At 72.7% G+C, this 16869-nt stretch carries 11 protein-coding genes; 9 read left to right on the top strand and 2 right to left on the bottom strand.

Annotation, left to right across the window (positions count from 1 at the left end; translation table 11 throughout):
- Positions 1-72 precede the first annotated feature (72 nt).
- Positions 73-513, bottom strand: a complete 441-nt coding sequence (gene mce / locus ACL02U_RS13970) for a methylmalonyl-CoA epimerase (protein ID WP_412791109.1) — start codon at positions 511-513, stop codon at positions 73-75.
- Between the two features lie 149 nt (positions 514-662).
- Here mce and ACL02U_RS13965 point away from each other — a divergent pair, with 149 nt between their 5' ends.
- Positions 663-1862, top strand: a complete 1200-nt coding sequence (locus ACL02U_RS13965; protein ID WP_412791108.1) for an acetyl-CoA C-acetyltransferase — start codon at positions 663-665, stop codon at positions 1860-1862.
- Positions 1863-1951: 89 nt separating this feature from the next.
- On the top strand, positions 1952-2908 hold the full coding sequence (gene meaB, locus ACL02U_RS13960) for a methylmalonyl Co-A mutase-associated GTPase MeaB (RefSeq protein ID WP_412791107.1): 957 nt from the start codon (positions 1952-1954) through the stop codon (positions 2906-2908).
- Between the two features lie 462 nt (positions 2909-3370).
- Here meaB and ACL02U_RS13955 read toward each other — a convergent pair whose 3' ends face one another.
- Positions 3371-3847 (bottom strand): MarR family winged helix-turn-helix transcriptional regulator, encoded by a 477-nt coding sequence (locus ACL02U_RS13955; protein ID WP_412791106.1) that lies wholly within the window; start codon positions 3845-3847, stop codon positions 3371-3373.
- A gap of 1150 nt (positions 3848-4997) precedes the next feature.
- Here ACL02U_RS13955 and ACL02U_RS13950 point away from each other — a divergent pair.
- The 7 genes from ACL02U_RS13950 (at position 4998) to ACL02U_RS13920 (ending at position 16828) form a co-directional block, all read left to right on the top strand.
- Complete coding sequence (locus ACL02U_RS13950) at positions 4998-5342, top strand: DUF3817 domain-containing protein (RefSeq protein ID WP_412791105.1); 345 nt, start codon at positions 4998-5000, stop codon at positions 5340-5342.
- Entirely contained in the window at positions 5339-5632 is a 294-nt protein-coding gene (locus ACL02U_RS13945) for an MTH1187 family thiamine-binding protein (RefSeq protein ID WP_412791104.1), read from the top strand. Before ACL02U_RS13950 ends, ACL02U_RS13945 begins: the two co-directional genes overlap by 4 nt.
- A 225-nt stretch (positions 5633-5857) precedes the next feature.
- Positions 5858-6367: a MarR family winged helix-turn-helix transcriptional regulator gene (locus ACL02U_RS13940; protein WP_412791103.1), complete on the top strand. Its 510-nt coding sequence runs from the start codon at positions 5858-5860 to the stop codon at positions 6365-6367.
- A 43-nt stretch (positions 6368-6410) separates the two neighbouring features.
- Entirely contained in the window at positions 6411-6749 is a 339-nt protein-coding gene (locus tag ACL02U_RS13935; RefSeq protein WP_412791102.1) for a DUF3817 domain-containing protein, read from the top strand.
- Between the two features lie 386 nt (positions 6750-7135).
- The gene (locus tag ACL02U_RS13930; protein ID WP_412791101.1) at positions 7136-8836 is read left to right on the top strand and encodes a methylmalonyl-CoA mutase; all 1701 of its coding nucleotides are present in this window, start codon (positions 7136-7138) and stop codon (positions 8834-8836) included.
- A 398-nt stretch (positions 8837-9234) separates the two neighbouring features.
- Positions 9235-16356: a hypothetical protein gene (locus tag ACL02U_RS13925; protein ID WP_412791100.1), complete on the top strand. Its 7122-nt coding sequence runs from the start codon at positions 9235-9237 to the stop codon at positions 16354-16356.
- 4 nt (positions 16357-16360) lie between these two features.
- Positions 16361-16828, top strand: a complete 468-nt coding sequence (locus tag ACL02U_RS13920; RefSeq protein ID WP_412791099.1) for a hypothetical protein — start codon at positions 16361-16363, stop codon at positions 16826-16828.
- The last annotated feature ends 41 nt before the right edge of the window (positions 16829-16869 follow it).

The following is a 16869-nucleotide window of genomic DNA, read 5'->3' as shown; positions in this document are numbered from 1 at the left end:
GGACCCCGGAACGCGGCCGCCGCTGGGTGGGCGGCGACCGCACCCAACCCTACCGGCCCCTATGTACGCGGGTCAGTGCTCCGACGACTCAACGGGGGCCGAAGTGACGAGTTCGGTCAGCACACCGTGGCAGTCCTTGGGGTGCAGGAAGGTGATGCGCGACCCCATGGAGCCGCGCCGGGGCTCCTCGTAGAGCACCCGCACGCCCTTGCCGCGGATGTCCGCGGCGTCCGCGTCCACGTCGGCGGTGCCGAAGGCGATGTGGTGGACGCCCTCGCCGTTCTTGGCGAGCCACTTGGCGACGGTGGAGTCCTCCCGGACCGGTTCCAGGAGCTGGAGGTAGGAGGCACCCCCGTCCGAGGTCTCGTTGATCTTCAGCATGGCCTCGCGCACTCCCTGCTCCTCGTTGATCTCGGTGTGGAACACCTCGAAGCCGTAGGTGGCCCGGTAGAACTCGACGGTGGCGTCGAGGTCGTGGCAGGCGATCCCGATGTGGTCGATTCGCGTCAGCATGCTGCCAGTGGAGCGCTCCCGGGATGGTTACGCAACGTGCGCGCGATCACACCGGCGGGCCGGTGACGGGGTGGCCGGCGTCTCAGTACATTCGAGGTAAACCCTCGTTCACTCCTCGGCTGTGCAGGCCGGTAAGGGGATTGCACCTCATGGCATCTGCAACGAACAGCTCGGTGATCGTCGCGGGCGCGCGCACGCCCATGGGACGACTGCTGGGCTCCCTCAAGTCGTTCTCCGGAGCCGACCTCGGCGGCTTCGCGATCAAGGCCGCCCTCGACCGTGCGGGCATCGGCGGCGACCAGGTCCAGTACGTGATCATGGGGCAGGTGCTCCAGGCCGGGGCAGGGCAGATCCCGGCGCGCCAGGCCGCGGTCAAGGCCGGCATCCCGATGAACGTCCCGGCGCTCACGATCAACAAGGTCTGCCTGTCCGGCCTGGACGCCATCGCGCTGGCCGACCAGCTCATCCGGGCGGGTGAGTTCGACATCGTGGTGGCGGGCGGCCAGGAGTCCATGACCAACGCCCCCCACCTGCTGCCCAAGTCCCGGGAGGGCTACAAGTACGGCGCCGTCGAGATGCTCGACGCGATGGCCCACGACGGGCTGACCGACGCCTTCGAGAACATCGCCATGGGCGAGTCCACGGAGAAGCACAACACCCGGCTGGGCATCGCCCGCGCCGACCAGGACGAGATCGCCGCCCTCTCCCACCAGCGGGCGGCCGCCGCGCAGAAGAACGGCGTCTTCGAGGCCGAGATCACCCCGGTGGAGATCCCGCAGCGCAAGGGCGACCCGGTCCTGTTCAGCAAGGACGAGGGAATCCGCGGCGACACCACGGCGGAGTCCCTGGGCAGGCTGCGCCCGGCCTTCTCCCGAGAGGGCACCATCACCGCCGGCTCCTCCTCGCAGATCTCCGACGGCGCCGCCGCCGTCGTCGTGATGAGCCGCGCCAAGGCCGAGGAGCTGGGCCTGGAGTGGATCGCCGAGATCGGCGCCCACGGCAACGTGGCCGGCCCGGACAACTCCCTGCAGTCCCAGCCGTCCAACGCCGTGCAGCACGCGCTGGGCAAGGAGGGCCTGGGCGTCGGCGACCTCGACCTCATCGAGATCAACGAGGCCTTCGCCGCGGTCGCCGTGCAGTCAATGAAGGATCTCGGCGTGTCCACGGAAAAGGTGAACGTCAACGGCGGTGCCATCGCGCTGGGCCACCCGATCGGCATGTCCGGCGCCCGTCTGGTGCTGCACCTGGCGCTGGAGCTGAAGCGGCGCGGCGGCGGAGTCGGGGCGGCCGCGCTGTGCGGCGGCGGCGGCCAGGGTGACGCGCTGATCCTGCGGGTACCCAAGGCCTGAGCCCCCGTGTTCAGCAGTCAGTAGGCCGGTACGTCAGTACGTAGTTTCCCGGCGCCTCCCGTGGCGCCGTCCCTCGGATCGGAGCTGGAATGCAGGACGTCTCCTCACTGGTGGCACAGGCCAGGGAAGGCCGGCCGCGGGCGGTGGCCCGGCTGATCTCGCTGGTGGAGGGCGCGTCCCCGCAGCTGAGGGAGGTCATGGCCGCGCTGGCCCCGCTGACCGGGAACGCCTACGTCGTCGGTCTGACCGGGTCGCCGGGCGTGGGCAAGTCCACCTCCACCTCCGCCCTGGTGACGGCGTACCGCAGGCAGGGCAGGCGGGTCGGCGTCCTGGCCGTCGACCCGTCCTCGCCGTTCTCGGGAGGCGCGCTGCTCGGCGACCGGGTGCGGATGTCTGAGCACGCCTCCGATCCGGGCGTCTACATCCGCTCCATGGCCACCCGCGGTCATCTGGGCGGACTCGCCTGGGCGGCACCGCAGGCCATCCGGGTCCTGGACGCGGCCGGCTGCGACGTGATCCTGGTGGAGACGGTCGGCGTCGGGCAGTCCGAGGTCGAGATCGCCTCCCAGGCGGACACCAGCGTGGTGCTGCTCGCCCCCGGTATGGGCGACGGCATCCAGGCCGCCAAGGCCGGGATCCTCGAGATCGGCGACGTCTACGTCGTCAACAAGGCCGACCGGGACGGTGCCGACGCCACCGCCCGCGAGCTGAACCACATGCTGGGCCTCGGTGAGTCACGTGCCGCCGGGGACTGGCGCCCGCCCATCGTCAAGACGGTCGCCGCGCGCTCCGAGGGCGTCGACGAGGTGGTCGAGGCGCTGGAGAAGCACCGGGCGTGGATGGAGGAGCGGGGCGTGCTCGTCGAGCGCCGCCGGGCCCGCGCGGCCCGCGAGGTGGAGACGATCGCGGTCACGGCGTTGCGGGAGCGAATCGGCGACCTGCACGGCGACCGGCGGTTGAGCGCGCTGGCGGAGCGGATCGTCGCCGGTGAACTGGACCCGTACCGGGCCGCCGACGAGTTGGTGGCGGGCCTGACGCAGGGCTGACCCCACCGCCCCACCACCCTTCCGCGCGGTCGGGGGCGCTCAGGGCCGCCCGCCCCCTGCTCGGGGCGTGGCGCCCCCGTCCGGCCGTTGGTGGGGCCGGGCGCTCACCGGCTCCGGCCCGGGTCGCGGCCGGTGAGCCGCCACGTGCGGTTCCCTCCGGCGTCCCGCGCCCTGCGCCGGAGGGGTGCCCGGCGGGCCGGTGCCCGGGAGCAGGGCCCCTCGGTTCCACGTGTGTCCTCCGGCGCCGCGCGTACCCGGCGCCGCGCGTACCCGGCGCCGCGCGTACCCGGCGCCGCGCGTACCCGGCGCCGCGCGTACCCGGCGCCGCGCGTACCCGGCGGCGCCGGAGCCACGCCCGCTCCTCGGCGCCGCGCGCCCCGCAGCCGCAGTCTCCCGCGTGCCTGCGGGCGGCGCCCGCAGGGGCGGCACGCGCAGGCACGCGGGATCGCGGGCTCATGTGCCTCAACCGAGGCCGCGCTGCCCCCGCAGGTGCTCCGCGATGGGCTTCAGCGCCTTGTCCAGGTCCGTCAGGGACTCGGGGGAGAGCAGGTCGATGAAGTGCCTGCGCACCGATGCCACGTGATGGGGTGCGACGTGCTGCATCGTCTCCAGGCCGTGGTCGGTGAGGACCGCGTACAGCCCGCGCCGGTCGGACTCGCAGTTCTCGCGGCGCACCAGGTTGGCGTTCTCCATGCGGGTGATCTGGTGCGAGAGCCGGCTCTTGGACTGCAGGGTCGCGGAGGCGAGGTCGCTCATTCGCATCCGGAGGTTCTCCGACTCGGAGAGGTTCACCAGGATCTCGTAGTCGTTCATTGTCAGGCCGAACGGCTGCAGGTCTCTCTCGAGCTGGTGCATCAACAGCCTGTTGACTTCCAGGTGGGTGCGCCAGGCGCACTGCTCCGCGTCGGTCAGCCAGCGGGTGGCCGTTTCGGTCTCCATGAATGAAGTCTACCTAAGAAGTTGAAAAGCTAACTAATGAAGGTGGTGTGACGGCGTGCATGCGTTCGATGTCACACTCCGCAGACTACCGCTCACAGCCCGGAGTGGCGCCGGGGATCCCCCGGCTGTCCGGGAAGGTGCGGTGCCTCCGGCCGCGGTCCCCCGTGCCGTACGCCCCGCCGGTGCCGGGTACCCCGACCGTGCCGGGATCACCCCCGTGGCCTGCCCGGCCGTCGCTCCCCCCGGTCGGCCGGAGCGGCATCGCATCCTCCCCGGTGAACCCGGAACGGGTCCCTCCGCGGAGGTGCCGCCCGGGTGCGTCGTCCCATGTGGGCCGCCCGGCGTACCCGCCGGGCGCACGTCGGTGCGGTGAGGGGGCGGTGGCGGACGGTCGGCCCGGCCGGTACGCGCCCGCCGAGCCGCCCCGATCGGCGGCCCTCCGAGCGCGGCCGGCCCCTTAGACGCGGCTGCGGACTCTCCGGTTCCGCTGAGTGCGGAAAAACCTGACACGATCGACCGCTTGAGTGCCGGACTTGGCTGAAAAGTGAGCAGATTGCCTCAGTGAACGGTCGGACCTCGGCCCGTGAAGGTGTCGGAACTCACGTCGAAGGCCCGGTCGGCGGCGATCGCCCCCGTTCGGGCGCCCGACCGCCATCCGGTCGCTCGCGTGCAGAGGTGAATGAAGCGGGGAACGGACAAGGCGCACCAAACGGCCGCGCCCGATGCCGCGGACCCCGGCCGTCCCGCAGCGGTCGATCATCTTCCCCTTGCGGTGGAGCCCGGGGTTCCGCCGGAGCCCGGGGTCCACCGGGTTCCGCCGGTGCCCGCCAGGCTCCACCGGACTCCGCCTGACTCCGCCGGACTCCGCTGGAGCCCGCCGGGCGACGCTGAGCCACACCGGACTCCGCTCGGCCCCGGCCGGAGGTGTCGCCGCCGCCCGCTCCGAGGAGTGTGCGGAACACCACCCCCGTTCTCGTCGACTCCGCCGGTGTCGCGGCTACCCCTCTCCCGGGTGCGCCCGACCGTTTGCCACAATGGGAGAACGTTTGTGCACACGTTCACAAACCCGGACCCGCGCCGCCCGCTGTTTCCCCGGGCATACGACCGGCCCCGACCCTTCCTCCACCCCTCGACTCCCCGAAGGTGACCCGTGGACCTCAAGACAGCCACCGCCCTCCGCCGCCTCCGCCTGGTCTCGGCCCCCGAGGCCGTCTCCTTCCTGATCCTGCTGCTGTGCTCGGTGCTGAAGCGGACCACGGACTTCAACGCGGTGCCCGTGATGGGGGCGGTGCACGGCATCCTGTTCGTCCTCTACGTGCTCTTCTGGGCCGACGCCTGGAACCGCACCAAGTGGCCCCTGCGGACCGCGGCGCTCTACTTCGTCCTCTCCGTGCTGCCCACCGGCGGCTTCTTCGCCGAACGCCGCCTGCGCCGCGAGTCCGAGGACGCGGTGACCGCCTCCCGTGCCCCCGAGGAAGGAGTCGTCAGCGCATGATCGTCGCCTTCTCCGTGACGCCCCTCGGCGTCGGCGAGGACGTCGGCGAGTACGTGGCCGACGCCGTCCGGGTGGTCCGAGAGTCCGGCCTGCCGAACCGGACGGACGCCATGTTCACCTCCGTCGAGGGCGAGTGGGACGAGGTCATGGACGTGGTCCGGCGCGCCGTCGCCGCCGTGGAGGAGCGGGCGCCGCGGGTGTCCCTGGTCCTCAAGGCGGACATCCGCCCCGCGGTGACCGACGGACTGACCTCCAAGGTCGCCACCGTGGAGCGCCACCTCGCCCCCTAGCCGCCCCGCGGCCGCGCCCGCCGAGGCGCCCGCGGGGCGCGTCGGCCGCCCAGCCGGCTGGCCGCCTCCCGGTCGACACGCCCCGGGCTCTCCACTTTCGTGAGGGAGAGATCGCTTCGGTCTCTCCCTCACCCCGCTGGAGGGCGATGGGCGGCCGCAGGGCTGGGGGACCGAAGTGCGAGACGGGGCTGACCGGAATATGACCGGCGGGTAGGGTCTGCTGACGTGCCGAAGCCTCTCAGCCTCCCCTTCGACCCCATCGCCCGCGCCGACGAACTGTGGAAGCAGCGCTGGGGGAGCGTGCCGTCCATGGCCGCCATCACCTCCATCATGCGGGCGCACCAGATCCTGCTCGCCGAGGTCGACGCCGTGGTCAAGCCGTACGGACTGACCTTCGCGCGCTACGAGGCGCTGGTGCTGCTCACCTTCTCCAAGGAGGGGGAGCTGCCGATGTCGAAGATCGGGGAGCGGCTCATGGTGCACCCCACGTCCGTGACCAACACCGTGGACCGTCTGGTGCGGTCCGGTCTGGTGGACAAGCGCCCCAACCCCAACGACGGCCGCGGCATCCTCGCGTCCATCACCGACCGGGGCCGCGAGGTCGTCGAGGCGGCCACCCGCGACCTGATGGCCATGGACTTCGGGCTCGGAGCCTACGACGCCGAGGAGTGCGCGGAGATCTTCGCGATGCTGCGTCCGCTGCGGGTCGCGGCGAGCGACTTCGACGAGGCCTGACCCGGGGCAAGATCTCCCGGAACGGGCGGTTACTCTCGTTCGCATGAAGAAGAGCGTGCTGACCCGCTACCGCGTCATGGCGTACGTGACCGGTGTGCTGCTGGTCCTGCTGACCCTCGGCTGCATCGCCAAGTACGGCATCGACATGGACGGGGCCGACGGCTTCGTCAAGGTCGTCGGTATCGCGCACGGCTGGCTGTACGTCGTCTACCTGATCTTCGCATTCGACCTCGGCTCCAAGGCGAAGTGGCCGGTCGGCAAGCAGCTGTGGGTGCTGCTGGCCGGGACCGTCCCCACGGCGGCCTTCTTCGTCGAGCGCAGCATCACCCGAGAGCTGGAGGCCGGGGCCGCCGAGGCCGCTCCGGAGCCCGCGCAGGCCTAGGGCTTCGGGACCCTCCGAGGCCCGGGCCTCGGCGGGCCTGCCCATGCTCCCCGGCTGCCCGTCCTCCCGGGCCTGCTGCCCGTCTTCCCGGGCCTGCCGAGGCCCGCGGTTCTCCGGGGTCCGTCAGGGCTTGGGGGCCCGCGCCGTGCGGGGCCGGTCCGCGGGACCTGCCCGGGGGTGCCGCGTACCGCCGAGCGGGCGCTCCGGGCGCTTCGCGTCCCCCGTCTGCCTCGGTGGATCCGGACGCGGCAGGAAAGTCGCCGCACCCGTCAAAGGCACGTATCCGCAGGTCGCACGGGGGTGGCGCCCGCAGAAATACTGGGGCGTCCTAGTTAACCGCCGTGAACCGTCGACATTTACTAGGACGTCCAAGTAAATTTGGGGGTATGGACGCTGACGCCATCGAGGAGGGCCGCCGACGCTGGCAGGCCCGGTACGACGCCGCACGCCGGCGCGACGCTGACTTCACCACGCTCTCCGGCGACCCCGTGGAGCCGGTGTACGGACCCCGGCCGGGGGACGCGTACGAGGGCTTCGAGCGGATCGGCTGGCCCGGGGAGTACCCCTTCACCCGCGGTCTCTACCCGACCGGCTACCGAGGGCGCACGTGGACCATCCGGCAGTTCGCCGGGTTCGGCAACGCCGAGCAGACCAACGAGCGCTACAAGATGATCCTCCGCAACGGCGGAGGCGGCCTCTCGGTCGCCTTCGACATGCCGACCCTCATGGGGCGCGACTCCGACGACCCGCGCTCGCTCGGCGAGGTCGGGCACTGCGGGGTCGCCATCGACTCCGCCGCCGACATGGAGGTCCTGTTCCGGGACATCCCGCTGGGCGACGTGACCACCTCCATGACGATCAGCGGGCCCGCGGTGCCCGTCTTCTGCATGTACCTGGTCGCCGCCGAGCGGCAGGGAGTGGACCCGTCGGTGCTGAACGGCACCCTCCAGACGGACATCTTCAAGGAGTACATCGCCCAGAAGGAGTGGCTGTTCCAGCCGGAGCCGCACCTGCGCCTGATCGGCGACCTGATGGAGCACTGCGCGGCCGGCATCCCCGCCTACAAGCCGCTGTCCGTCTCCGGCTACCACATCCGCGAGGCCGGGGCGACGGCCGCACAGGAACTGGCGTACACCCTCGCGGACGGCTTCGGCTACGTGGAACTCGGGCTCAGCCGCGGACTCGACGTCGACGTCTTCGCTCCCGGGCTCAGCTTCTTCTTCGACGCGCACGTCGACTTCTTCGAGGAGATCGCCAAGTTCCGGGCGGCCCGCCGCATCTGGGCCCGCTGGATGCGGGACGTCTACGGGGCACGCAGCGAGAAGGCGCAGTGGCTGCGGTTCCACACCCAGACCGCCGGTGTGTCGCTGACCGCCCAGCAGCCGTACAACAACGTCGTGCGCACGGCCGTCGAGGCGCTGGCGGCGGTGCTCGGCGGCACCAACTCGCTCCACACCAACGCCCTGGACGAGACCCTGGCGCTGCCCAGCGAGCAGGCCGCGGAGATCGCGCTGCGCACGCAGCAGGTGCTGATGGAGGAGACCGGGGTCGCCAACGTGGCCGACCCGCTCGGCGGCTCCTGGTTCATCGAGCAGCTCACCGACCGGATCGAGGCCGACGCCGAGAAGATCTTCGAGCAGATCAAGGAGCGCGGTCTGCGGGCCCACCCCGACGGGCGGCACCCCATCGGCCCGATCACCTCCGGCATCCTGCGCGGCATCGAGGACGGCTGGTTCACCGGCGAGATCGCCGAGTCGGCGTTCCGCTACCAGCAGGCGCTGGAGAAGGGCGACAAGAAGGTGGTGGGCGTCAACGTCCACACCGGATCGGTCACCGGCGACCTGGAGATCCTGCGGGTCAGCCACGAGGTGGAGCGGGAGCAGGTGCGGGCGCTCGGCGAGCGGCGCGTGCGGCGCGACGACGCCGGGGTGCGCTCCGCCCTGGACGCCATGGTGGCCGCCGCGCGGGACGGCTCCAACATGATCGGTCCGATGCTGGACGCGGTGCGCGCGGAGGCGACGCTCGGCGAGATCTGCGGGGTCCTGCGGGACGAGTGGGGCGTCTACACCGAGCCCCCCGGCTTCTGAACCCCACCGCCTCGCCCCAGGCGCGTCACGGCCCCCGTTGGACCTTGGGTTCGACGGGGGCCGCGGTGTGCGGGCGGCCGTCTCCGCCCGGAAGCGGGTAAAGGCAGGGTAAAATATTGCGTTCCTTTGCCCCCTTTTTGGTCTGACTCTGTGATCTTGGTGGGGTTTTTTTGACCTGCCCTTGAAGCATTGATCATGACATTGTCGTGACGTAAGCGGCGCCGCCGGTTCTGGGGGTGAGTGGCGGCGCATGCAGTACGGGGGGTTCGCGGGCGGGGGAACCGACTCATCTGTCATGCCCATGATTGGCGGTGCCGACCAGTCACGAGACGGATGGGCAGACCTCCATGCGATCGTTCAAAGACGTCGGCAGACGTCGACGACGCCTACGCGATGCCGTGACACGAGGCATCGGCGGGACGGCACTCGTCACCGCGGCAGCCGTACTGACCAGCCTGGTGCACGCGGTGCCGGCCGCGGCGGCCGACACCGAGCCCGAAGACACCGGCTACTGGCGCAACAGCATCGGTGAGGTGCCGCGGCTCGACCGCTGCCTCGCCGGGGTCGCGCTGCACTACGGCGGCGCCCACATGAAGGCCAAGGCCATCGAGGGGCTGACCGGCACAGCCGACGAACTGCGCGCCGTCGTCGGCGACATCGGCTGGATCGGCATGTACCCGCTGGGTATCGCCGGGGACGAGGACAGCCAGGCCGGCCGCGACTACAGCAACCGACTGGATGCCCGGACCGAGGCACTCAACGCTGCCAACGCGCCGTACGTCAAGTCTGCCTTCGACAGCGACGACATGCAGTGGCATGCACCCGAGTTCGGCGCAGACGTACGCCAGTTCACCCTGTTCACCCAGCCGGCCATGGCTGGCAGGCTCGGGTGGGACGGACACTCCAACGCCGGCCCGGCCGCCATCGCCCGGGCCAGGGACATCGCTGCCGAGGTCGACGGCCAGGACAACTGGAACGACGCCGCCGCGGCGAACATGCTCATGGACTCCGCGCTCAACGTCACGGAGTACTCCCGTGGCACCACCGCCAGCGACGTCGCCGCCTACCTGAGACACGGCGGATTCCTCACCGAGACCCCGGTCCAGGGCACCGCCGAGTACCGCATCGAGGTCGAGGCGCTGAAGCAGGCCTGGGCCGGCTGCGACAGCCAGAACCCGGTCGACGCCCGGCGCGTCCTCAACGCCCCGCTGATGACCGCGATGACCGAGTGGGAGGCCGAGTACGCCTCCCAGGCCGCACCGCGCGCCACGATCGTCCAGGCCGAGGCGGACGCCGCGCAGGCCACCCGCGAGGCCACCGACAACCTGATCGAAGCCGTCGGACAGGCCTGGCGCGTCGAGCAGATCCTCACCTGGCGCAAGTACTGGCAGGACAGGCTCGCCGCCGACCCCGAGGCGCTCGGCCAGCCCGAACAGGCCCTCTACGACCAGGCCGACACCGACCTGGCCGACGCCCGCGGCAAGGTCGCCGCCCTGGTCACCTCCGCCGACCAGCACGCCGCCGACGCCGCCGACGCCGCCGGCCGGGCCGCCACCGCCCAGCAGGAAGCCTGGGCCATCGCCGACACCGACAACGTGCCGCGCGGCCGCGGCCTGATGTACGCCCAGCAGTCCGTGCAGGTCGCCCGCGCCTCCAGCGCCGCGGCCCAGGCCGCCGCCAAGGCGACCCGGACTGCCCTGAACGCGGCCGACGCCACCGTCGCCGACAGCGCGACCCTGCTCGCCCGGGCGCAGACCGAATCGCACGCGGTGAACACCGAGTTCCGCCGCATCGCCGCCGAGGAGGCCGCCGCCCAGGCGAAGGCCGCCGCCGACACCGCCGACGCGCAGGCCCAGGCCGCCGCCGACAGCGCGACCGGCGCCGGCGACGCCCAGGCGACCGCCGAGGCACAGGGCGAGAAGGCCCGCCGGGCCGCCGCCTCCGCGCAGACCCAGCGCGCCACCGCGGAACTCGAACACGCCACCGCCGTCGCCTCCCGGGCCACCGCCGCCACCGAGCGGGCCAAGGCACAGGAGGCCGAAACCCGGGCCGCGTCCCGGCAGACCGCCGCCGAGCAGGCCAGGAACTCGGCCCGGACGGCCGCCGACACGGCCAAGGACAAACGCACCGCCGCCGACGCCAAGGCCGAGGCCGCGGCCACCGCGCGTAAGGCCGCCGCCGCCGCGCTGCAGCGCAAGCAGGCCACCGCGGCCCGCGCCGCGGCACTCCAGGCGGCCGCCACCGCCGCCGAGGGCACCGAGACCGCCGCCGAGACCCGTACCGCCGCCGACCAGGCGCAGGCCGCCGCGACACAGGCCGCCACGGACGCCGCCGGGGCCCGGACGGCGTCCCAGGCGGCCACCGATGCCGCGGTCACCGCGCGCTCTGCGGCCACCACGGCCGAGGCCGCCGCCGCCCGTGCCCAGGCGGACGCCGACGCGGCGTGGTCGGACTACCTGGACGCCACCGGCGCCGCAGCGACCGCCCACGCGGCCGCCGCCACCGCCCTCGACGACGCCCAGGACGCCGCCTTCCGCGCCGGAAGCGCCGCCAACGCAGCGGACAACGCCACCGAACTCGCCAAGAAGGCCGCCGCGGACGCCACCGCCGCCGGTTCCGAGGCCGACGCCGCCGTCGCGACCGCCGCCACCGCGGCCGGCCGCGCCTACGCCGCCGGCCAGGCCGCACTCGCCGCCCGGGACAGCGCCGCCCAGGCCGTCGCCGCCGCCGATGAGGCCGTCGCGGTCGGCACCCCCTACCGCGAGACCGACACCTCGGCCGCCTTCGCCGTGCTCGCCGGGCAGTCCTCCAAGACGCTCGCCGAGCAGCAGGCCGCCGCGGCCGAAGCCAAGGCCGCCGAGGCCGCCACAGCAGCCGAGGCAGCGCAGAAGGCCGCCGACCAGGCCTCCGGCGACGCCAAGTTCGCCGCCGACGCCGCCTCCGCGGCCGCCGCCGACTCGGCGCGCGCCGCCCGGGCGGTCTCCCGGGCCCAGGCCTCCGCGGCCTCCGCGGCTGCCGCCCAGAAGGCGGCCCGCACCGCCTCCGAGGCCGCTGCCGACTACGCCGGACAGGCCGGCACCGATGCGGCCAGCGCCCGGCTCACCGCCAACGAGGCGGCCACCGAGGCCACCCAGGCCGACCGCGAGGCCACCGAGGCCGAACGGGACGCCGTCAGCGCCGGCGAGTCCGCCGAGCGCGCCGCCGGCGCGGCCGGGGACGCAGGGAACACCGCCACCAGCGCCGAGGAGGACGCTCGGGCCGCGGAGGCCAAGGCGGCCGACGCGGACGCCGACAGCGCCACCGCCGAGGACGCCGCCGCACAGGCCGAACAGGAGCAGCGCGAACAGAACGAGGCGGACCGGCGCGCCGCCCTCGAAGCGGGCAACACGCCCATCGCGGGCGGCGCCCGCAACTGGCCCGCCCTCCGCGGGCGGGCACAGCAGATCCTGCTCGACCAGTGCGGCCAGACCTGCGTGGACGAGTACCGGGACGGACTCGCCGCGGTCTCCGTCGACCTCGTCGAGTGGACCGCCGACCAGGGCGGCCGACTGCTCCTCGACGAACTCGGCGTCCAGCAGGTCAAGGACTGCCTCGCCCTCGACGGCACCGAGAACTGCCTCTGGGCCCTCGTCGACATCCCCGCCTCCTCGCTGATCGTCGGACGGGTCCCCGCCCTCGCCGAGGCCATCGAGAAGACCAGCACCGGCATCCGCCAGGTCTTCATCGACGCCTACGACGCCCAGCGCAGGCTCACCGAACTCACCGACCTGGTCAGCACGGTCCGCTCCACCCCCCGCCGCGACCAGTGCGTCGCCGGAGTCGCCCTGCACGCGGGCGGCGCCGAGATGAAGGCCAAGGCCATCGAGGGCCTCACCGGCACCGACGCCGAACTGCGCGCCGTGGTCGGCGACATCGGCTGGGTCGGACTCGAACCCCTCGGTCAGGCCGGCGACCGGGACAGCGCCGCAGGCCGCGCCTACAGCGACCTCCTCGCTGCCCGCGAGGCCGGCCTGGAGGACGCCAACCGCCCCTACGCGCTCAGCTCGTTCAGCGACGACATCACCCTCCACCCGCCCGAGTTCGACGCCCGGGTCCTCCAGTTCACCCTGTTCACCCAGGAGGAACTGGCCGGACGCCTCGGCTGGGACGGCCACAGCAACGCCGGCCCCGACGCCATCGCGCAGGCGAAGGCGATCACCGCGCAGAACGACGGCAAGGACTCCTGGAACGACTTCGCCGCCGCGTGGATGCTGCGCGACGCCGCACTGCACAACACCCGCTACTCCGGCGGCACCACCGCCACCGACGTCGCCTCCTACCTCCGGCACGGCGGTTTCCTCGTCGAGGGCCCCGCCCCCGACTCGGCCGAGTTCCGCATCGAGGTCGAGAACCTCAAGCAGGCCTGGTCGTCCTGCGACCACCAGGACCCGGTCGACCCGCACAACGCGCTCGCCGAGGTCGTCTCCACCGCCACCACCGAGTGGAACGCGGAGTACGCCGCCCAGGCCGCCCCGCGCGCGGCGATCATCCAGGCGGAGGCCGACGCCTCGGCCGCCACCCGGGCGGCCACCGACAACATGATCGAGGCCGTCGGCCAGGCCTGGCTCGCCGAGCAGATCCTGCTCTGGCAGAAGTACTGGCACGACCTGCTCAAGGCCGACCCGGACAACATCCTCAAGCCCGAACAGGCCCTGTTCGACCAGGCCGGCACCGACCTTGCCCGCGCCCGCGGCAAGGCCGAGGCGCTCGCCGCCTCGGCGCAGCAGCAGGCCGCCGCAGCCCAGGACGCCGCCACCCGCGCGGCCACCGCCCAGCAGCAGGCCTACGACATCGCCGACGCCCGCCACGAGCCCCGCGGCCGGGGTCTGAGCTACGCCCAGCAGTCGGTCCAGGTCGCCCGCGCCTCTGGCGCAGCCGCCCAGGCCGCCGCCAAGGCGACCCGGACGGCCGGCAACGCCACCGACGCCACCGTGTCCGACGTCCGGACGCTGCTCGCCCTGGCGCAGACCGAGACCCACGCGGTGAACACCGAGTTCCGCCGCATCGCCGCCGAGGAGGCCGCCGCCCAGGCGAAGGCCGCCGCGGACAGCGCCGACGAGCAGGCCGCCGAGGCCGAGGCCAACGCGGTCAAGGCGAAGGCTGCGCAGACCACCGCTGAACAGGAGGAGGAGAAGGCCCGCAAGGCCGCGGCCACAGCGCAGAGCCAGCGCGCGGTCGCCGAAATGGAGCGCGCCAACGCGGCCGCCTACCGGGCGACCGCGGAGAACGAACGCGCGAAGGCGACCGAGGCCGAGGGACGCGCACAGGAGCAGCGGTCCGCCGCGGCTGCCGCCTTGTCGGCCGCGGACGCTGCGGGAACGACCGCGTCCGACCGCCGGGAGTCCGCGGAACAGACAGAGGCCGAGGCGTTCCTGGCCCGCGACCGGGCCGACCGCGCGGAGAAGGAGCGTGACTCGCTCGCTGCCCGCGCCGCCGCGCTCGAGGCGGCTGCCGCCGCAGCCGAGGGCACGGAGGACGCCACGGAGGCGCGCCAGGCGGCGACCGACGCGAGAACGGCCGCTGATCAGGCCGCCACCGCTGCCGGCCTGGCCCGCTCCGCCGCCGACGACGCCACCGCCGCCGCAGTCGCGTCCCGGACCGCGGCGACCCAGGCCCAAGGGGCGGCCGCCCGGTCACGGGCCTCGGCGGACTCCGCCTGGGCCGCGTACCTGACGTCGGCGGGAGCCGCCGCCAGTGCCCATGCGGCGGCTGCCGAGGCGATCGATGCCTCCGAAGCGGCGGCCCAGAACGCCGGGAACGCCGAAGCCGATTCCCGAACCGCCTCCGAGGCCGCGAAGACCGCCAAGACCGAGGCCGAGGCCGCCGAGGGCGAAGCCGCCGAGACGGCCAGGTGGGCCGCGGAGACGGCAGGCCACGCCTACGCCACCGCGGTGTCGGCGGCAGCGGCACGGGACACGGCCACCCAGGCCGCGGCACCGGCCACGGAGGCCGTCGCGATCGGCATGCCCTACCAGGAGACCGATTCCTCGGCCGCCTTCGCCGTTCTCACCGGGCAGAACGCCTTGAGCCTGGCCGAGCAGCAGGCCGCGGCCGCCGAGGCCAGGGCGCTCGAAGCGGCGGGCTTCGCCACCGAGGCGCAACATCTCGCCGAGCAGGCCGACGCGGACCGCAAGTTGGCCGCCGAAGCCGCTGCTTCGGCGGCCTCGGACGCCGAACGGGCCGCCCAGGCCGTGAAGCGCGCCCAGACCTCGGCGAAGGCGGCGGCGACTGCCGCGAAGGCGGCGCAGGTTGCCGCCGACCACGCCTCCGGCTACGCGCAGCAGGCCGGAGACGACGCCTTCTACGCCGGGTTCGCGGCGAACGAGGCGGAATCGGACGCGGCGGCGGCCGACAACGCGGCCGCCGAGGCCGAACACGACGCGGCGAGTGCACGCTCCGCCGCGACGGCCGCCGAGGCCGACGCGGTGACCGCACATGGCGTCGCAGACCAGGCCGACGCGGACGCCACTGCCGCCGAGGGCGCCGCAGCGAACGCCGAGGGCGCCGCCGAGGACGCTCAGGCAGCCGCCGACCGCACTGAGGCAGAGGAGCGCGCACGACTCGAGGCCGAGAACGCGGCGCGCGCGGACGCCGGAACGGTCGACGTCGGCGGCGACCTCACCGCCGAGGAAGAGGCGATCCTCCTGGAGCAGTGCGGACAGGACTGCGTCGACCAGTTCCGCAGCGCCAGGCAACTGGCCTCGATGGACGTGATCGACTGGGTCAAGGACAACGGAGCCGAGATCCTGCTCGAGGTCCTCGGAGTCAACGACGTACGGCGCTGCATCGGCTCGGGCGACATCGAGAGCTGCTTCTGGTCGATCATCGACATCGGGTCCCTGATCGTCGCGGTCGGCAAACTACCAGCGGTGAGCAAGGCGGTGGTGAAGGTCACGACCGGAATCGCCAAGTTCTTCGAGGAGTCGAGGACCGCGGCGAAGACGCTGAAGTGGCTGCGCAAGGTCATCTCGGACTACAAGGCCTCCGAGTGCCTGGTCCAAGGGGCCACCTCGGCCAGTACCAACGGCGCCCGGGCCATGGTCAGCAGCGCCGTGTACCGCCCCGCGGGGGGTCATGTCGCGCTGCTCACTGCCGGTTTCGGCAGGGCTCCGTTCGCGGCCGGCGGCAAGAAGTTCTGCGGCATCAAATGGGTCTCCATGGTGGACCAGGATTGGGCGGTGAAGGGCGCACACATCAACCTGAAGAACGGCAGGGAGGTCCGCATCTTCATGGACCACAACGGTCAGCTCGCAGGCGAGGCCATCAACGTCACGGCGGGGCTCGCCTCCAAGGCCGAGATCGATGCGACCATCGCGGCGATCAAGGCCACCCCGGCCCTGCGAGCCGACTTCATCGCCAAGGCGACCGAGGCGATGAACATCATGAACACGCCGCTGGAGAAGGGTGGAAACTGGGGGATGGCACAGAACAGAGCCGCCGAGATGGCTCGCCTGATCCGACTCCTGAAGAAACTGGGGTGATCCCTTGCTCGGCGCGGAAGCGATCGCACAGGCACTGGTGACCGGCACGTTCCTCGGGGTCGGGCCCGGCACGTCGGCGAAGGTTGCCGAGACGCTCCTCGGCGACCATGTGCGTCAGCTGCACGGCAGCAAGCCGCACCGCTACCTCCGGCTGGACTTCGGTCTGGTGGAGGTCACGTTCGGCGGCGAGCCCGACTGGGAATGCCGCTGGCTGGCCGTCCACACCCACCGGTTGGCGGAGATGCCGGGACTCGCCGGTGAATGCGCTGCCCGATTCGGGCTCGAATTTCCCGGACCGGTGACCTGGGGCCAGCTCACTCCCGCCGTCGGGGACAGTGCCGTGGCCGTCGATCAGTCGCCCTACGGTGCGCGATACCGGATTCCTGCGGTTTCCGCCACGGTGCATCTGTCCGCAGACGCAGGCGGCGGCGAACTCGGCCGTGTGGTCGAGAAAATCATGATCGGGGCCTGACCGATCCGCAATGACGAATTCCCGGCCCGATTCATCGGGCC

Source organism: Streptomyces sp. MS06 (genome assembly GCF_047200655.1).
Taxonomy (GTDB): Bacteria; Actinomycetota; Actinomycetes; order Streptomycetales; family Streptomycetaceae; genus Streptomyces.
Note: the sequence above shows the minus strand (reverse complement) of the source record. Positions and strands in the feature narration are given on the sequence as shown.

Coding starts and splice junctions, on each gene's coding strand:
- ACL02U_RS13935 (WP_412791102.1), top strand. CDS start 6,411: ATGAAGAAGAGCGTGCTGACCCGCTACCGCGTCATGGCGTACGTGACC.
- ACL02U_RS13965 (WP_412791108.1), top strand. CDS start 663: ATGGCATCTGCAACGAACAGCTCGGTGATCGTCGCGGGCGCGCGCACG.
- mce (WP_412791109.1), bottom strand. CDS start 513: ATGCTGACGCGAATCGACCACATCGGGATCGCCTGCCACGACCTCGAC.
- ACL02U_RS13945 (WP_412791104.1), top strand. CDS start 5,339: ATGATCGTCGCCTTCTCCGTGACGCCCCTCGGCGTCGGCGAGGACGTC.
- ACL02U_RS13955 (WP_412791106.1), bottom strand. CDS start 3,847: ATGGAGACCGAAACGGCCACCCGCTGGCTGACCGACGCGGAGCAGTGC.
- meaB (WP_412791107.1), top strand. CDS start 1,952: ATGCAGGACGTCTCCTCACTGGTGGCACAGGCCAGGGAAGGCCGGCCG.
- ACL02U_RS13930 (WP_412791101.1), top strand. CDS start 7,136: ATGGACGCTGACGCCATCGAGGAGGGCCGCCGACGCTGGCAGGCCCGG.